The following is an 18,104-nucleotide window of genomic DNA, read 5'->3' as shown; positions in this document are numbered from 1 at the left end:
CCCATGCCAACGCTATCCGGCACAAGCTGGGTCCATCTCATCGCCCGCTAAATCCTCGCTACTCCATGTGAAGAAACAAGGAATACGGGCGGGGAACCCTGAATTATCAGCATTTCGGCCCGGCTTGTCAACAACTGACTGCCCCGCCCCGGCGTCCCGGCGAGCGCCCGGCGCGCAAAAAATCCTGGCGCGCCTGTGGATAACTTAGGCGGACGAGAGTAGAATAGCGCGTTACGTGTGAAAAACTTCAAAGTTGCCCACACCCTTATACAGCAAGAACACAGGCAGTCGATTCATGGAAAATTTCTGGCAGACGTGCTCCGCCCAGCTGGAGCTGGAGCTGACGCCGCAACAATTCAGCGCTTGGATCAAGCCGCTTATCCCGCTCGATTACGAGGCGGGCAAGCTGCGCGTGGCCGCGCCCAACCGCTTCAAGCTCGATTGGGTCAAAACCCAGTTCGCCAGCCGCATCACGGCGCTGGCCTGCCAGTACTGGGAGCAGCCGACCGAGGTGCAGTTTGTGCTCGATCCGCGCCTGAACGCGCCGCGCAAGCCCACCGCCACGGTGGCGCCGGTGCCGGACATCAATGGCGGCGCGCCCAGCAACAACGCCCGCCTGGCGATGGCCGAGGCCGCGCCGTCGGTGCCGGAAATGCCGGCCTCGGCCCAGCCGCGCCGCGAGCAAAGCAAGATCAACACCGACCTCACCTTCGACAGCTTCGTCACCGGTAAGGCCAACCAGCTGGCGCGCGCCGCCGCGATCCAGGTGGCCAACAATCCGGGCGTGTCGTACAACCCGCTGTTCTTCTACGGCGGCGTGGGCCTGGGTAAGACCCACTTGATCCACGCCATCGGCAACCAGGTGATGGCCGACCAGCCGGGCGCGCGCATCCGCTACATCCACGCCGAGCAGTACGTGCGCGACGTGGTGACCGCCTATCAGCGCAAGGGCTTCGACGACTTCAAGCATTACTACCACTCGCTGGACATGCTGCTGATCGATGATATTCAATTCTTCGGCGGCAAGAGCCGCACGCAGGAGGAATTCTTCTACGCGTTCGAAGCGCTGATCGCCGCCAAGAAGCAGATCATCATCACCTCGGACACCTATCCGAAGGAGATCACCGGCATGGATGATCGCCTGATCTCGCGCTTCGACTCCGGCCTGACGGTGGCGATCGAGCCGCCGGAGCTGGAAATGCGGGTGGCGATTCTGCTCAAGAAAGCCAAGCAGGAAGGCGTGACCTTCTCGGATGATGTCGCCTTCTTCGTGGCCAAGCACCTGCGCTCCAACGTGCGCGAGCTGGAAGGCGCGCTGCGCAAGATCCTGGCGTATTCGCGTTTCCACGGCAAGGACATCACGATCGATATCGTCAAGGAAGCGCTGAAGGATTTGCTGTCGGTGCAGAACCGCCAGATTTCGGTGGAGAACATCCAGAAGACCGTGGCCGACTTCTTCAACATCAAGGTGGCGGACATGTACTCGAAGCGCCGGCCGGCCAACATCGCCCGCCCGCGCCAGATCGCCATGTACCTGGCCAAGGAGCTGACGCAGAAGTCGCTGCCGGAAATCGGCGAGCTGTTCGGTGGCCGCGACCATACGACGGTGCTGCACGCCGTGCGCAAGATCGCGCTGGACCGCACCAAGAATCCGGAATGCAACCACGAGCTGCACGTGTTGGAGCAAACCTTGAAGGGTTAAGCATACGCGTCGTCACACCGGCGAAAGCCGGTGTGACGGCGGTGGCAAGGCTGGCGGCACGGCTAGTTTGGCTTTATCATTTAGTCAAACCTGTCCGCCTGCTCACAAGGCAAAAAGAATTGAAACAACGTTAATTTTTACTGAGGATAATCTATGCAATTGGTCAAAACCACCCGAGATACGCTACTCCGGCCACTGCAGATCGTGAGCGGTATTGTCGAGCGTCGGCACACTATGCCGATTCTGGCCAATATCCTCATCCGCAAAGAGGGCGAGAGCGTATCCTTCCTGTCGACCGACACCGAAGTCCAGATCACCACCAAGGCCGACATCGGCTCCGGCCCCGACGTGACCGGCACCACCGTGGCCGCGCGCAAGCTGCTCGACATCCTGCGCGCGCTGCCCGAATCGGGCGACGTCACCATCACGCTGCAAAACAAGCGCCTGGCGGTACAGTCGGGTAAATCGCGCTTCGCGCTGCAAACCCTGGCCGCCGAAGAGTTCCCGACCGTGCAACAGGCCGACAGCTACAGCGCCACCGTCACGCTGCCGCAGAAAACCCTGAAGCACCTGTTCAACATGGTGCACTTCTCGATGGCGCAGCAGGACATCCGCTACTACCTGAACGGCCTGCTGCTGGTCCTGGACGGCAACCACGTCATCGCCGTCGCCACCGACGGCCACCGCCTGGCGTTCTGCCAGGTCGAGACCGAACAGTCGTTCGCGCGCCAGGAAGTCATCATCCCGCGCAAGACCATCATCGAACTGCAGCGCCTGCTGGAAGAAAACGACGAGCCGGTGCAACTCGACATCGCCGCCAACCAGGTCAAGCTGACCTTCGCCGACATCGAACTGATCTCGAAACTGGTGGAAGGCAAGTTCCCCGACTACACCCGCGTGATCCCCAAGGGTTACAAGAACGAATTCATCATCGGCCGCGATGAGCTGCTGCGTTCGCTGCAACGCGCCGCCATCATGACCAGTGACAAGTTCAAAGGCGTGCGCTGCATCATCGAGCCGGGCCTGATGAAAATCAGCTCCACCAATGCCGACCAGGAAGAAGCGGTCGAGGAACTGGAAATCGACTACGGCGGCGACAGCGTCGACATCGGCTTCAACGTCACCTACCTGCTGGACGTGCTGAACAACCTGAAATGCGACCAGATCAATGTCGCGCTGGGCGACTCCAATTCGTCGGCGCTGATCTCGATCCCGGACAATGCCGACTTCAAATACGTCGTCATGCCGATGCGCATTTAAGCCCGTCGTTGCGGCGCACGCCGGAACCCATAGAACGCATGCTCAGCATGGATCCCGGCCTCTGCCGGGATGACGTAGTAGACAATCGATATATTCAGAAAGCAGCACATGTCCGAAGAGAACGCAGCACCAGTCCCAAAGAACGAAGAATACGGCGCCTCCTCGATCCAGATCCTGGAAGGTCTGGAAGCGGTCCGCAAACGTCCCGGCATGTATATCGGCGACACCTCGGACGGCACCGGCCTGCACCACCTGGTGTTTGAAGTGCTGGACAACTCGATCGACGAATCGCTGGCCGGCTATTGCACCGAGATCCACGTCACCATCCACTCGGACAACTCGATCTCGATCACCGACAACGGCCGCGGCATCCCGGTCGGCCTGAAGATGGACGACAAGCACGAGCCGAAACGCTCGGCGGCCGAAATCGTGCTGACCGAACTGCACGCCGGCGGCAAGTTCGACCAGAACTCGTACAAAGTCTCGGGCGGCCTGCACGGCGTCGGCGTGTCCTGCGTCAACGCGCTGTCCAAACTGCTGCGCGTGACCATCCGCCGCGACGGCAAAGTGCACCAGATGGAATTCGTGCGCGGCGTCGCGCAGAACCGCGAACTGGAAACCCGCGACGGCGTGCTGGTCTCGCCGATCAAGGTCATCGGCGAAACCGACAAGCGCGGCACCGACGTGCACTTCTGGGCCGACGAGGAAATCTTCACCCACGTCGAATTCCACTACGAAATCCTGGCCAAGCGCATCCGCGAACTGTCGTTCCTGAATAACGGCGTCAACATCAAGCTGACCGACCAGCGCACCGGCAAGGAAGAACTGTTCGCCTTCGAAGGCGGCACCCGCGGCTTCGTCGAATACATCAACAAAGCCAAGACCGTGCTGCACCCGACCGTGTTCCAGGCCACCGGCGAACGCCAGTCGGACCAGAACACCACCATCTCGGTCGACGTGTCGATGCAGTGGAACGACGCCTACAACGAACAGGTGCTGTGCTTCACCAACAACATTCCGCAACGCGACGGCGGCACCCACCTGACCGGCCTGCGCGCGGCGATGACCCGCGTCATCAACAAATACATCGACGAGAACGACTTCGCCAAGAAAGCCAAAGTGGAAATCTCCGGCGACGACATGCGCGAAGGCCTGACCTGCGTGCTGTCGGTCAAAGTGCCGGAGCCGAAATTCTCGTCGCAGACCAAGGACAAGCTGGTGTCGTCCGAAGTGCGCGGCCCGGTCGAAGAGATCGTCGCCAAGACGCTGTCCGACTACCTGCAGGAAAAACCGAACGACGCCAAAATCATCTGCGGCAAGATCGTTGAAGCGGCGCGCGCGCGCGAAGCGGCCCGCAAGGCCCGCGACCTGACCCGCCGCAAAGGCGTGATGGACGGCCTGGGCCTGTCGTCGAAACTGGCCGACTGCCAGGAACGCGACCCGGCGCTGTGCGAACTGTACATCGTCGAGGGTGACTCTGCGGGCGGCTCGGCCAAGCAAGGCCGCGACCGCAAATTCCAGGCGATTCTGCCGCTGCGCGGTAAAGTGCTGAACGTGGAAAAGGCGCGCTTCGAAAAGATGCTGTCGTCGGAACAGATCACCACGCTGATCGCCACGCTGGGCACCTCGATCGGCCCGGACGAATTCAACGTCGAGAAGCTGCGCTACCATCGCATCATCATCATGACCGATGCCGACGTCGACGGCGCCCACATCCGCACCCTGCTGCTGACGCTGTTCTACCGCCAGATGCCGGAGCTGGTCGAGCGCGGCCATATCTACATCGCCCAGCCGCCGCTGTACAAAGTGAAAGCCGGCCGCGACGAGCGCTACCTGAAGGACGACGCCGAAGAAGCCACCTACATGATGAATGTAGCGCTGAACACCGCCGCGCTGACGCCGCGCGAAGGCGCCGACGTCATCCAGGGCGAGCCGCTGAGCGAACTGGTGCGCCAGTTCAACCTGTCGAACGTCATCATGACGCGTCTGACGCGCGTGATCGACCGCGCCGCGCTGACCGCCATCATGACCGGCGTGCAGCTGGACATGAGCACGCTGGAAGCGGCCGAAGCCTCGGCCCGCGCGCTGGAAAGCAACATCAACGACATCGCCGTTAAAGTCAGCGTGCGGTCGGACGAGCTGAACGAGAAGCACGCGCTGTGGATCGAGCGCATGCACCACGGTAACGTCAAAGTCAGCTCGATCGACGCCGACTTCGTCCTCAGCGCCGACTACCGCGTACTGGCCGAAGCCGCCGCCACCTTCACCGGCCTGATCGGCCCAGGCGCCTTCGTGCGCCGCGGCGAAGGCGAACGCACCAAGGAATCGGCGGTGGTCGACTTCCACCAGGCGATGCAGTGGCTGCGGGATGAGTCGGAACGCGTGGTGTCGAAACAGCGCTACAAAGGTCTGGGCGAGATGAATCCGGAACAGCTGTGGGAAACCACCATGGACCCGACCGTGCGCCGTTTGCTGAAGGTGCAGATTGAGGATGCGATCGCGGCGGATCAGATCTTCACGACGCTGATGGGTGATGACGTGGAACCACGTCGCGCGTTCATTGAAACCAATGCACTTCGTGCTGGCAACATCGACGTCTAAACAAATGTGTAGCAGGACCCATAAAGTGAGATTTTGAGAACCATTCGTTGAGACATTTATGGATTAATGCATTTCGATAGCATAGAGTGCCTGCACATGAAAAAGGCCACCTCACATTGAGGTGGCCTTTTTTATGTGCAGGCAGCTGTCGATAATGGCTCGCAAGAAGAACGGATATGGGTCTCCACGACCGGACCGACGGAAAGCAAGCGATGCATTTCTTGAACGAAAGCGGTATGAAGGCCGTTACGGACAACTGCGTCCCAAGGAGGAAAACACCCCACGACAATTCCTCCGGTTGAGATAAGCGAAAGTCTGCGGCGAGCGCCCCCGACCGCAGGACTCCATCGGGCCAGAACGAAGCTGCGGTTTCGGGCGCATCCCTTCGCCTAGCGCTGAAATATGCGACGAGCTAACTGGTCAGAACAACTCTGCCAGGCTCTCCGTTGGTATCTTTGGCACCGCCTCTGCTTGCGTCAACTCGGCAGGAAATGCGCCCAAGAATGCCTGGGCTGTTCTGGATTTTTACGGAGCGCCAATCATCGTATTCTCCTGGTAACGCGATCACCACTAAACGCTTCTCGTTGCCCGGATTATGGAATGAACACGGGCCGAAAAGTCGCTCCTGCGTTGAAGCGCACGATTCAAAAGCAGAAAAGCCCGGGCGAACGGCCGTTGATGAAGGGAAGCGGGTAATCGGCGACTCCTGCTTGGTTGAAAGGTCATGCGTCACGACCGCAACTGACGCCTGGTGAAAAACACTTTTCATTCAGCGCGGTACGTACGCGTCACACCCAAATTATGCCTGGTGTAAGTCTCCCACCTCGCAACATAAATGGTTCGAAACGTTCTACAGAGCAAGACTCGGAAACGTGCGCAAACCATCTAGTTGCCATAATGCCAAAATCAAATAATAAAGTTTTCTTCCTGGCATCTAATGTTGAAATTTCGGGTAGACTATTTACTGAGCCTGAGAGGCCGAAATTGACAACATTACTAGGGCACATACATGATCGACGACTCGATGGACCGGACAGTTCTGGCACAAACTTTATATCCAAATTCTAGCAATCCCCTTATCGGAATGGTTTTCCCCGTAGCGGAAATTGTTGATGACAAAGTAATCCCTATTAGCAGAGACAACTTCTGTAAAACTCAAAAAGTTTTCATTACCAGCCATTATGATGAATTAGAAAAAAGATTTCCTGACCATACGCTTTTCAAACTGAAGGTAACGCCGAATCTCAAAAAATCGGATAATATTGATAGTACGCAAGCCTGTGAATATATTGCGACGGCTAACATGGCTGACGAGGCAAAAGCACGAGATTTCTTCCAGGTTATAAATGCTCCACTCCCAAATCCCAATGGTCGACTTATCCAGACCGTTGGCATGCCCTCTACAAAATACATATTTATCGATGATGAAACAAATGTCTACGGTCCATTTCGCTGGAAACCTGGGCAAGATTCCAATTCTTTGGTACTAGACTTTATTGATGCTCCATTGCCAGGAGTAAATCTTGCAAACGCCCAAATCTACCAAATCGATTCAAAAATTGCAGCAGCGAAAATTGTAGACGTGGAAGATAGTCCTATTAGAATAATGGGCGGGTTGGAAGTCGTTAGAACTGGTGCTTTTTACGATTACGCTTCCGATGCGGAAGTTGTCAAGTATTGCCTTAAGCTGCAAAGTGATATCGGTGCACGAATTATTGAAAAGTCAAAGGTTGATTCTCTCGTTCTAACCTTACAGAAAGTGCCTGGAAACGCAAAACCTTTCATTAAGCAGCGGCTCGGAAAGCTATCAAGTATTATCGGAACAATCGTTGACGTTCAATCTGAGCTGCAGGATTCCATGCTCGCGGCCTTCGCCACTGAAAGCGGCAGAGAGGTCATGTCGAAGTTCATCGAGCAGAACGAAGCTCGCTTTTTAGACCGTCTTAAACGAGAGAAAGAATCCGAAATTCAGTCCTCTTTAATGGCATTGAATACGGAGCAGCAGCGTGCACAGCAGAGGTTATCAGAGCTTGATGCCGAAAAACGTCAGGCAAGCGACCAGCTTCAAGAGATAAAAGAAAACATTCGTAAGGAAATCCAAGCTAATCAAAAGGAGAAAATTGAAACCGCAATGGCCGAGACCAACATTTCTTTCCAAAAGCTTAAGTCCGAAATGGGCGACGTCGAGCGCCAGCTTGCGGCGAAAAAATCTGAGTATTCGAATTTTAAGACACTAAGTGAAGTTTCAAAGCAAATCGAAAAACTTCGCAGTGTGGAAGAATTTACAAAAGAAGAGATAAAGGTCCTCAAGGACTCGAAACGTTTATTACAATCTGAAGCTGAAAAATCGTCCGAACACTTACGAGCAAGGCTAATTGAGTTGAAGCCGTTGGTTGATGCAATTAACGGCAGCTACTTCCCGGAGACAATATCTGAAAAAAACGTAAATGTTCAGACATTTACATTACCGCAATCTGAAAACTTCGTAAATAAGCAAAGGGAAGTCGTACGGGCTATTGCGACTATGTTAGCCAAACATGGACGGGTTATGCAGGATTGGGAAATTGCAAACCTTCTTGTCACCACCCAGCAATCATTTATTACAGTATTAGCCGGACTGCCTGGCACTGGTAAGACCACGTTGGCACGATTGCTAGCGCAAGTTCAAGGCCTCACTCCTCGTCTTCACGAGGTGCCCGTAGCACGCGGCTGGACCTCCCAAAAAGACCTCATTGGCTACTTTAATCCTTTGACCAGTCGCTTCCAGCCGTCAAATACTGGTGTATACGACTACCTCTCCGCGCTTGAAGCGGAAACCGAGCAAGAGCGCGCGATGTCCTATTTGTTGTTGGATGAAGCGAATCTTAGCCCAATTGAACACTATTGGTCCTCGTTTATGGATATGGCCGATGGCAAGGAGGACCGTACTCTACGACTCGGCCAGCAGGAAATTAAAATTCCCTCAGCGATGCGATTTATCGGCACCATTAACTATGATGGTACAACAGAGCCTCTCAGCCAGCGTTTGATTAACCGCGCTCCTATCATAGTGATTGATGAGTCTGAAATAACTCATGCCGAAAGTCTGACCACATCTGAATCTTTAGAAATAGCTTTCCCTCTTCCTGCAACACAGATGGATGAGCTGTTTGGAAAATCCGATGAGCTTCCAGTTTTCGACCCACGAGAAGAGGCGGCATTTCAACGTATCAAAAAAACTTTGGTCAATTTGGACATGAATAATGGGCGGCCGGTGAGTATAAGCCCACGTAAAGAGATTGCTATCCTTCATTATTGCAATAAAGCTCGGGCACTCATGGGAGAAGACAACGAACTGACCGCATTGGATTTGGCAGTTTGTCAGCACATTCTACCCTTGGTGAATGGCAATGGAACCCGCTTCAAGTCTCGCTTAGAATTACTCAAGACTGACTTGGATGAGCTAGTGCTCCCGCGGTCGGCGAAATACTTGGAGCGCATGATTGCATATGGTTCGCAGGATTTGCATTCATACGACTTTTTCTGCTGGTAACCAGAAACTATGAACGACGCTATCCTAGTGAGTATTAGCGGCGAAGATTTCATCTATGATGAAAACTCTCCACAGACCTTTGTAATAAAGGAGACCGACTATCTTTCGATATCTGTTCGGGCAGAAGCCGTTCAACTCTCCGCTCCAATAATCAGGTTCGAAGACTACGAGACCCCGTTTGAACTCGTAATGCAGAGCGGAGGTGCGCAGGTCTATCAAACCGCAGTGCGCACATATTTAAGTGAATGCTTCGGAAAGGTTGTTGCCCGGCTTTACCTTGATGAGAATGTAATACCGATTGTCTTCGATGTGCTGGCGAAGAAGACAAGCGCCGAGCAAGCATTGAAGATGATTCGGTATCTGGCAGAGGTTTCTCCACTGTTAGTAAAAGCCTGTTTGGCTAGGTCTTCTACGCCCTTCGGAAACCTGCCTGGTGAGGAGATTGAGCCAGAGACGTTACTGACTGTCGCTGAAGGAATCATTTCGGTTTTGCAGTCCACACGCCAAGAGCTGATAGCGAACATCAGGGAGCGTCTTGTTCCGAAGAGACTACCGCTTCGGTCTACGAATAAACTTACATGCGAGGTGGACCCTGTAGAGGTATTGAGCAACCTGGATGCGCTCACTCCTGCCACAGGAATTGGTGATGTCTCGTTGAGAGGAAGAAATTTCGACCTGGGTGACATAGAAGTATCAGCAGTTCAACCCACCGCTGACGTCGGTGAGAACCACATTCTCTTGGGCGGGCTATTTTCAATGCGACGAGGACTTCTCGCGTTAGTGAATCAGCTTTCGGATTTTTCCAGTAGTACGGTAAATACGCCGGCCGGCTACGAGTCCTTTACTCGGTTGCTTTTGTCTGTGACCGCAGAGGGAATGCTGATTCGGTGCCATGCATCACTAGAGGCAATTGAAGGATTTATTGACCTTTTCGAACGTAAGCTGGGCGTGACTTATATGGGCGAGTTGGTACCAGTGATGACGCCCTTTGTCCGCAGCACCCGTGTCTACCGAGCTCTATTTACGCAGTTGGCGGACTGGTACTCGCTTGGTGCTCCCGCTATTGGTAAGTTACAGTTTATGTTAAAGATGAAATCCCTTTCAAAAATATATGAATTATTTACGTTCTATCATATTTTTGAGGAATTTAGCTCCACTGGCTGGTTAGTTATCGATAGTACCGCTCATCCAGAGTACGGAGACTTTATGACTAAAACTGTTGTTTTTTCAAAGAATTCTGAAAAAATAACCGTTCAGTATGAGCCTATCGTAGAGAAGCTTAACACCAATACCAGGCACGGTGACTTAATAGACGTTGCACATCGTCACTCAGCAGAGCACCCTTATTGGACTCCCGACTTCGTCTTAAAGTGGGAAACCGCGGAACAGCATCGTTACGTGATATTAGATGCAAAATATAGCACTGCGAACTCAGTTCGTCAGTATGCGATCCCTGCAATTTATTCAAAGTACTACGAGGGGACGGCTGTGTTCGACGCGAGAAACGGTTTTGCATCGAGTGCTAATATAGTCGCCGTAGTTGCGGTATATGCCTTGGAATGGAATAATCCAAACTATATTTCCAAATGGGAATCCCAAGGGATATTTAGCAATGTACCTAGAATTCCAGCGATTGGAGGCATGGGTTTGATGACTGACAATGACGCTCTATTCAGGCGCTGTTTAAACCGCATCCTGGACCTAACTAGAATTTTGGCGCAACCTAGTCTCGAAGGACAGGTGCAATCATCTACGCTCGTCTGAGAATTTCTTGGGCAGATAAAACTCCTAAGGGAGCTCGAGGGATCACTTCAGCGCTAGCACGGTGCCTGACTTTTCCAGTAACCGTGCAGGCGACCTAGGTGCGCCACATCTGTGCTGTCACGAATCGGCAAACAGGCGCCCGTACGGTGCGGAACTGGCCGGCGCCTGCGACCTCGCGGCGGCGATGTCGTCGCGCTAATTCGCCATCAATGCCTGTAAGTGCGCCGCCGTCATCGCAGCCCGCATTGCCGGCTTTTCCACCGCGGTGGCGCACCCCGTTCATTGATCCCTTAGTGACGCCAGCATGTCGCTCCGGGGTTTGCCTGCTCGACATAGTAATGTCTAACAAGATTTAGAGTTTTCATCGTTTCATATTGTCGATAGAAATTGTGGGTTGATCTGGTCTTGTGAGGATGCCTGCCAAACTAGAAAGCCGCCGATGCTTGACGCGCATAACGACACTCCCATCGCCGAGTAGGGAAAACGCCAAGCGAGCTCCAGGAACCAGACCCAACTGGTCACGCAGTTTTTTGGGCAATGTGATCCGCCCCTTGGACGTCATGGTCACCATCATAGTCATGAATCCTCCAAAAAAATCCAGGTAAGTCTCGATTGCGTCCGGTCAACACTTCAGCGGCTAAGAGTCCAGACATGCGAACGATGCTAACCTAGCGCGGATCGAAGCCTGGACCTCCGTATCGCTTAGTCCGAGTTCGTCTTGAGTCTTAATCAAATTGTCCCGGCAATGGGCCGGCCAGAATTTGTCATCGTTATCAATTGCAAGCCAATACGCTGGGCGACGACGCTGCACATCTGCGAAAATCTGGGCGCCTCTGCTCATATTGTCGAATTCCCATTTTTGCATCTCTCGCGCGTGATATGTCGCACCAATAACTCTGGCTTGCAGAGTCGGCGGTAGTTTGCTTTTCGCGAAATCGAAATCACGAACCCTGACCCAGGACGTGGAGAGTACGATCTTCACGTTTGGGTGAGGCGCTAGCAGCTGAACCAGGATCGGCGCCCATTCGAACAAAATTCTGCCCGGAGTGCGAATATGAATCCCCGCTTTTTTGCTCCAGTACACAGAGTCATCGTGGCAAACCCCGTCGAAGTCGAGGTACACGAGGCATAATTTCGACGACTCGTCGGCTGCGTTCAAGATATTGTCCATTTACGAGTGCCTCACTTTTTACCGATTCATACACAGCCGCCGAACCTCGGGTAATGCAACGCGGTGCTGATGGCAGCTCAGTTCTCTGAAAGGGCTCTTGACGAGATGCCGAAACCACCTCACCCGAGCAAAGCTTCCGAGCCGATCCGACGAAATCAGTGATCAGATCGACATATAACGAGCGCAGATCGAGCGCTGTGCGCGGTTCTAGCACGGCGGGAGCGGTGTAGCACTTGAGTCAGCGTCCTCTGCCAACGGCTGAAAGAATTCTGGCAGCTGCCAATCCAGCAACACGGCGGCGCGCCGGCCAATCCAAGTTACTTCTTCGTCGCTCCCCCAGCCTGCAGCCTTCATCCGAACGACATACTGGGCCAGGATTGCCTCTTCCGTCATATGCGAACGCTTTCCGGCCTTACTGCGTGCCGCGACATCCACGATTTGACCCGCCAGGTGCTCGCAAACGCGCCAGCGATACGCCCACTCGTCGTCAGATTTCGTCGGCGCCGCAAACTTACCTTCGCCGGTGCGGACCAGCAAAATCTTTGGCGCGGCACCGCCTACAGCACCCAGAAGTCGGGGCTTCGGGAAGTCCGGTGGGACCTCAGGGAACTCGGTATCGCTGACCATATTTCACCTTTCGCATGGCCAAGTTTGAAGATCGAAATGGCCTTGGCACCATCCCTCTGCTGACGTTAGCACGCACCTTGACGGTAGGTAAAGCGGCTTATTTACGCGCTTGGTAGCGTGCATATTTAACGATATACGGAGTGTCGGATTCTTACAAATGAGGCTTTTTCGCGAAATTACGTACCAGATTTTTGCTTTGGTGGATGAGTGTCGGTGCAGTCGGGATTTGCTTGGATTGAACGCAGTGATGCTCACCACTACCAAGTCGCTGCGCGATAGTGATTAGCAAAATCTAGGTGAAGTCGCAGACCTTGTCCCCACCAACACCACCGCTATCGAGCGTACATCATCAAGAGCCGTGGGCTTCGCATCTTCAGCCGTCATTAATTGCATGGCACAGCTGCCAACCGCCGTAGAAGGTTGCGTTCTTCCTTGATATCGAGGAGGTCTTGTTCCGAGGTGATTGTGCGTATGCGGGATCAGTAAGCGCTATAGCGCGCAGGAATTTGTGTGGTGGGTGCGATAGCGCCGTTGTAAATTCGGAATGCGCAGACGATCCAAATCTATTTAACTCTCCCAACGTTATCAATAGTCAACATCCGTAGTTTTCATACCAACTTATGGTAATATTAAAAAGTTAATTTACCGAAATAGTTAGTTCGGCGTCCTCACCGAATTACTCCATAAGAGGGCATCCACATGTGGTCAGATAACGAGACAATAGTTGACTATTTGAACTTCGGCGTAGTCGCCGATGCCTGTGCAAAACTTTTGCAGCAGTCGCGGGGCATGCCGATTTCGGTCGGGATTTCTGGCGGCTGGGGCGCCGGCAAGACCTCGTTGGTGCGAATGGTAGAGAGTCGGCTTAGAGACTCCTCAATGCCGGACCAGAATACCTATGTGGTGGTTACCTTCAATCCCTGGCTTTATCAGGACTTCGAAGGTGCACGCAGTGCACTTCTTCAACTCGTCGGCGACGAGGTACTCCGCCTGGCCGCTTCCAACGAAAAACTGTTCAGCAAAGCCAAGCGGCTTCTTAAGAGGATTAACCTGCTCCGCCTGGCGCAACTAGGCGGCGAAGCAGCAGTCACCCTGTATACCGGAGTGCCTGTTGGGTCTATAGGTAAAGCTATTGCCAAAGCTGGCGGTTTTTTTGGCTTCGGGAACGGTGCCGACGATGAAGACGGGGATAAAGACGATGACGCAAAGGGCAAAGAAGACAAAGGCGACTCATTACTGAAACCGGCAGAGCCGATCTCATTACCCAACGAAATTCAAGCCTTCCGAAATGCCTTGGAGGAGCTGTTAGAGGAGCTCAAAGTGACGTTGGTTGTTTTTGTGGACGACCTGGACCGCTGTCTGCCGAAAACCGCCATATCCACGCTTGAGTCAATTCGGCTCCTGCTCTTCCTCAAGCGAAGTGCTTTCGTCATCGCGGCCGATAACGAGTTCATCCGCGGCGCTGTGCGTGTGCATTTTGAAGGAGCCCAAATATCTAGCGACGTCGCTACCAACTATTTCGACAAGCTGATCCAAGTACCGCTGCACGTGCCCCGGCTTGGCACCAACGAAGCCAAAGCATATCTGGCACTCCTCCTAATGGAACGAGCACACGCGGATGGCTACATAGATGAGCCTCAATTCACGCATGCAGTCAAAGCGATTCCGGCGCGCTTGCAGGCTAGTTGGCGTGGAGATGCCATCACCACCGAATTCTTGCAAAGTCTAATAAATACGGGGGATGCGCGCATGGTCGCACTCATGGGACTGGCAGAAGGACTCGCGCCCCTGCTCACCCGATCCAAAGCCGTTAATGCCAATCCCCGTCTCATGAAGCGGTTCCTTAACATTGTCTATCTACGGTCAGCACTTGCAGAGCCACAAGGCATCACTCTCGATATCCCTTCGCTAGCCAAGTGGCATCTCGTCGAACGCTGCGATGAAACCCTAGCCAATGCGCTTAGCACGTTGGTGACGTCAGCATCCGACGGTCGAATCGACGCGCTGCGTGCAGCTGAGTTACTGGCCGCTGATCCAGGTAAGCCCCTTCCGGAACCTTTTACGGACGACGCGTTCACGCGCGAGTGGCTGCAACTGCATCCTGCACTTGGAGAGACCGACTTACGGCCACTGTTGCATCTCAGCCGAGACACAGCCACGCGAGACTTCGGTGCCGATAACATGAGTCCTGAAGGCCGCGCATTGCGCGATGCGCTCGTCAGCGCGTCGAATTCCAACGTTCCTTTGACGCAGGCCATCACGGCTGCTGGCGCTATTCAATCAGAAATGGCGATGGTTCGAGCTTGGCAGTTAAAGGCTTCGAAGCGAACCTGGCGAGCTGGTGAAGATGTAGTTCCGCTCATTGAGCCATGCAAGGTTTTCAGCCAACTAGGCGCGAAGGCTGCGGCACTTTTGAGCGAGGCACCATTGGCAGATATTGGGCCCGGCATTATTCCCCAGCTCTACACGCAGACGTGGGCCCGTCCTGTGCTTGAAAAGTGGGAATTGGCGACATCCGTGAACAAGACGACAAAAGCAGCCATTCAACGCGCGAAGAAAGTGCCTAATTGATGGGAACATCTACTTCAAGCTCCGGAGGCAAAGGCGGTTCTCCGTTCGATCCAGAATGGCTTACGCCCGATGCTGGGGCTGACGGCGCCGACTCCAGTGATGCTGACGCTTCGGACTCGAATGCTGGCGATGACGCGGCCGACAATAATGCTGACGCTTCAGGCCAAGAGAACGCCGCTCAAGAAGATGCAGCCAATGCTCCCAGCCGGCGTTTCGCTGCTGCACGTACGCAAATGTCTGCCTATCTCGCGGGTGGCGGACGCGAGTCGTTACGGTCAGCGGCAAAGAGCATGGTCAACAAAGGAATGGGAGGCCCTCGTCGTGCTGCCTCAACCATGAGAGGCACAGCGAAAGGAGCTGGCGCCTTGGGCCAGTTCTTAGCATCGGCACGCGACCGATCAGATGCGCGCGTCACTGACTGGGTTGACCGGGTACGTCAAGGAAATCTATCTGCCGATGACCTCATCCTGGAATTGGTCAAGGAAGTACTCCCAGATACTGGAAGCACGGATGACGAGTCTCTACGCAACGCAGCGGCCGAAGCGCTTGGCCAGCTCTATGAGCTAAACCCTAGCATTGATATATTCGCGCTGACTGACTTGCAAATTCACGATGTAATGGCCATCACGATTGCTAGCGATGTCTGCAATCGCATGGATCTCCAACTAGGGCAAACCTACGAACGATTGAAGTACAGTCCACAACAAATTCAACTGTATCGGAAAGATGTGCGGGAATATGTGCAGTCAGAAGTCCGAGTCATCATGGAGCGGCAGGGTACGGCTAGCCACGATCCCAAGCGGCTGGCAGTTGAAGTGCTGCAATCAACGCTGGAGGTGTTCGCTTCATGAAATTCATATGTACATCTGTCGAAGCATTGCCAGGTACGTTCGCTGCGGACGAACGCGCCTTCACGCTATTTAAGGCCGCTCAGCGTTCTGGCGTGGGGACCATCGCTCGAGGTTGGAAAGGATCGCTGAAGCGTAAGGGATTTCGCCCCTCAGCGCAGACATGGGACTTCGTTCAATTTTGCTTGTCCGTCTGCGCAGCAGACCTAGCAGGTCTACGAAGCACAAGTGCCGATGGTTGGACCCGCACCATCGAGCTCACAGTTGGACTTCATGAGCCGTTGGTTTGGACACCCCTAAAAGCTCACGCCGAGGCCATGCTGAAAGTTCTAACTGGTGACTATTGGACCCTTCATTTCGTTGATGGAGGTGTTGCTCCTCCTGATGGGAAGGCACAGCCTTTTGATCGCGACTGCGTCTCCTTGCTGTCGGGAGGACTAGACAGCCTTATTGGTGGCATCGATTTAATCAGCCGAGGCCGTCGCCCAATATTTGTCTCACAGTTGGCGCACGAGGACTCTGAGCGGCAACGTCATTATGCCGCAGTCCTTGGCGGCAGAGAAACGCATATGCAGTGGAGTCATGGCATTAGCTTTAAAGGCCCTCGCGAGTCATCAACTCGTGGCCGCTCTTTGGCATTTTACGGCTTCGCAGTTCTGGCGGCATCCAGAGTTATCGGCTCGCCTGTGCAAATCTTAGTTCCAGAGAATGGATTCATCTGTATCAATCCGCCCCTTGTACCGGGCCGAGTCGCAAGCCTGAGTACACGTACCACTCACCCACTGTTTATTGAGATGCTGCAAGAATTACTCGACCAACTGGAGGTTGCAGTTAGGCTCGACCTCCCCTATCGCTTTAAAACTAAAGGTGAGATGCTGCGCGAATGTCTGGACCAGGAGCTACTTGGAACATTGGCCTCCGACTCTACCAGCTGCGGCCGATTCCGAACATACAACCGCGTCCATTGCGGGCGCTGTGTGCCCTGCATGATTCGCAAAAGTGCGTTTCTCGCTTGGGGAGCAGGTCGCGACACTACGCGGTACGTTCATGAAACTGTTGCAGGCTCGGACAAGTCCAGCGGCCCGGACGATCCGATGGCTGCCGCTTTAGCTGTTTTGAGTGTACGCGACCAAGGTCTCGACAGATTCCTGGGCGCGTCCTTGGCGTTCGCTTCAACCAATGACCGTGCGTTATACAGAAATGTGCTCGATACTGGGATTCAAGAACTTGAGGCTCTGCTCCAAGCAGATGGAATATTGTGATGGATTTCCACTGTCACCTTGACCTCTATCCAAACGCACGGGAGGTCTACAAGGAAGCTTTGCTCCGCAACGAATTTACGTGGCTCGTGACAACAAGCCCGAGAGCGTTCGAGGCGACATCCAGGGTATTAGGTGCCTCGTCTAAGATTCTTGTTACGCCGGGTCTCCATCCCGAAATTGCTCATGACCGCGCGGCAGAACTCGAGTTGTTGCTGGAGCAAATTGCAATCGCATCCGCTGTCGGCGAGGTCGGGCTTGACGGGTCACCACGGTTCAAGCATTCGTACGAAATTCAGCTGCACATTTTCGAGTCTGTCATTCGGCGCTGTGCTGCGGTTGGGGGCCGTCCTTTAAGTATCCACTCACGCCGTGCCGTTAAGGACGTGCTCTCTATCTTGCAAAAATACCCAGGTTTTGGAACGGCTATCATGCATTGGTTTTCAGGAACTCCCGCAGAACTCAAGGCGGCAGAAGCATCTGGGTGCTGGTTCAGTGTGGGTCCGGCGATGTTTGAATCTGCCAACGGTCGCGCCCTTGCGGCCAAGATGCCACCAGATAGAGTTGTTCCCGAAAGTGATGGACCATTTGCAAAAGTCGCGGGAACTACGGTCATGCCATGGAGTGCTCACGACACCGCAGAGCGCTTGGCAACGCTATGGGGTGTGCGAAGCGACCAAGCTGCAGCTTCACTTGCTTACAATAGTAATCAGTTGCTCTGTCTGATGGGCCGTTCGTAGCGTTATCATTTGGTTTGAAATCGAAGGCG

General features: G+C 54.2%; 12 protein-coding genes. 9 read left to right on the top strand and 3 right to left on the bottom strand.

Features of this window, described 5'->3' with window-relative positions:
• Window positions 1-295 precede the first annotated feature (295 nt).
• The 5 genes from dnaA to GTP44_RS19620 all read left to right on the top strand — a co-directional run bounded on the left by dnaA (window position 296) and on the right by GTP44_RS19620 (window position 10,859).
• The gene (gene dnaA, locus GTP44_RS19640; protein ID WP_160991932.1) at window positions 296-1,702 is read left to right on the top strand and encodes a chromosomal replication initiator protein DnaA; all 1,407 of its coding nucleotides are present in this window, start codon (window positions 296-298) and stop codon (window positions 1,700-1,702) included.
• A gap of 153 nt (window positions 1,703-1,855) precedes the next feature.
• Window positions 1,856-2,962, top strand: a complete 1,107-nt coding sequence (gene dnaN, locus GTP44_RS19635) for a DNA polymerase III subunit beta (RefSeq protein WP_160991933.1) — start codon at window positions 1,856-1,858, stop codon at window positions 2,960-2,962.
• A 108-nt stretch (window positions 2,963-3,070) separates the two neighbouring features.
• The gene (gene gyrB, locus GTP44_RS19630; protein WP_161020754.1) at window positions 3,071-5,563 is read left to right on the top strand and encodes a DNA topoisomerase (ATP-hydrolyzing) subunit B; all 2,493 of its coding nucleotides are present in this window, start codon (window positions 3,071-3,073) and stop codon (window positions 5,561-5,563) included.
• Window positions 5,564-6,572: 1,009 nt separating this feature from the next.
• On the top strand, window positions 6,573-9,095 hold the full coding sequence (locus GTP44_RS19625; protein WP_161020753.1) for a DUF8727 domain-containing protein: 2,523 nt from the start codon (window positions 6,573-6,575) through the stop codon (window positions 9,093-9,095).
• A gap of 9 nt (window positions 9,096-9,104) precedes the next feature.
• The gene (locus GTP44_RS19620; protein ID WP_161020752.1) at window positions 9,105-10,859 is read left to right on the top strand and encodes a hypothetical protein; all 1,755 of its coding nucleotides are present in this window, start codon (window positions 9,105-9,107) and stop codon (window positions 10,857-10,859) included.
• A 361-nt stretch (window positions 10,860-11,220) separates the two neighbouring features.
• On the opposite strand, the gene GTP44_RS19615 is transcribed toward GTP44_RS19620, so the two are convergent.
• The 3 genes from GTP44_RS19615 to GTP44_RS19605 all read right to left on the bottom strand — a co-directional run bounded on the left by GTP44_RS19615 (window position 11,221) and on the right by GTP44_RS19605 (window position 12,657).
• A complete protein-coding gene (locus GTP44_RS19615; RefSeq protein ID WP_229256994.1) occupies window positions 11,221-11,421 on the bottom strand; it encodes an AbrB/MazE/SpoVT family DNA-binding domain-containing protein in 201 nt (66 codons plus the stop codon).
• Window positions 11,422-11,496: 75 nt separating this feature from the next.
• Complete coding sequence (locus GTP44_RS19610) at window positions 11,497-12,030, bottom strand: HAD domain-containing protein (protein ID WP_161020751.1); 534 nt, start codon at window positions 12,028-12,030, stop codon at window positions 11,497-11,499.
• A 207-nt stretch (window positions 12,031-12,237) separates the two neighbouring features.
• On the bottom strand, window positions 12,238-12,657 hold the full coding sequence (locus GTP44_RS19605; RefSeq protein WP_161020750.1) for a hypothetical protein: 420 nt from the start codon (window positions 12,655-12,657) through the stop codon (window positions 12,238-12,240).
• 699 nt (window positions 12,658-13,356) lie between these two features.
• Between GTP44_RS19605 and GTP44_RS19600 the strand changes: the two genes are divergently transcribed.
• Genes GTP44_RS19600 through qatD form a run of 4 tightly spaced genes read left to right on the top strand, consistent with a single transcriptional unit; the run spans window position 13,357 to window position 18,075 of the window.
• Window positions 13,357-15,228, top strand: a complete 1,872-nt coding sequence (locus GTP44_RS19600) for a KAP family P-loop NTPase fold protein (protein ID WP_161020749.1) — start codon at window positions 13,357-13,359, stop codon at window positions 15,226-15,228.
• Complete coding sequence (gene qatB, locus GTP44_RS19595; protein ID WP_161020771.1) at window positions 15,228-16,079, top strand: Qat anti-phage system associated protein QatB; 852 nt, start codon at window positions 15,228-15,230, stop codon at window positions 16,077-16,079. The genes GTP44_RS19600 and qatB overlap by 1 nt, the downstream gene beginning before the upstream one ends.
• On the top strand, window positions 16,076-17,338 hold the full coding sequence (qatC, locus tag GTP44_RS19590; protein WP_161020748.1) for a Qat anti-phage system QueC-like protein QatC: 1,263 nt from the start codon (window positions 16,076-16,078) through the stop codon (window positions 17,336-17,338). Before qatB ends, qatC begins: the two co-directional genes overlap by 4 nt.
• On the top strand, window positions 17,338-18,075 hold the full coding sequence (qatD, locus tag GTP44_RS19585; protein WP_161020747.1) for a Qat anti-phage system TatD family nuclease QatD: 738 nt from the start codon (window positions 17,338-17,340) through the stop codon (window positions 18,073-18,075). Before qatC ends, qatD begins: the two co-directional genes overlap by 1 nt.
• The last annotated feature ends 29 nt before the right edge of the window (window positions 18,076-18,104 follow it).

It is taken from the genome of Duganella lactea (assembly GCF_009857505.1).
Lineage (GTDB): Bacteria > Pseudomonadota > Gammaproteobacteria > Burkholderiales > Burkholderiaceae_D > Rugamonas > Rugamonas lactea.
This window is presented reverse-complemented; position numbering and strand designations above follow the sequence as displayed.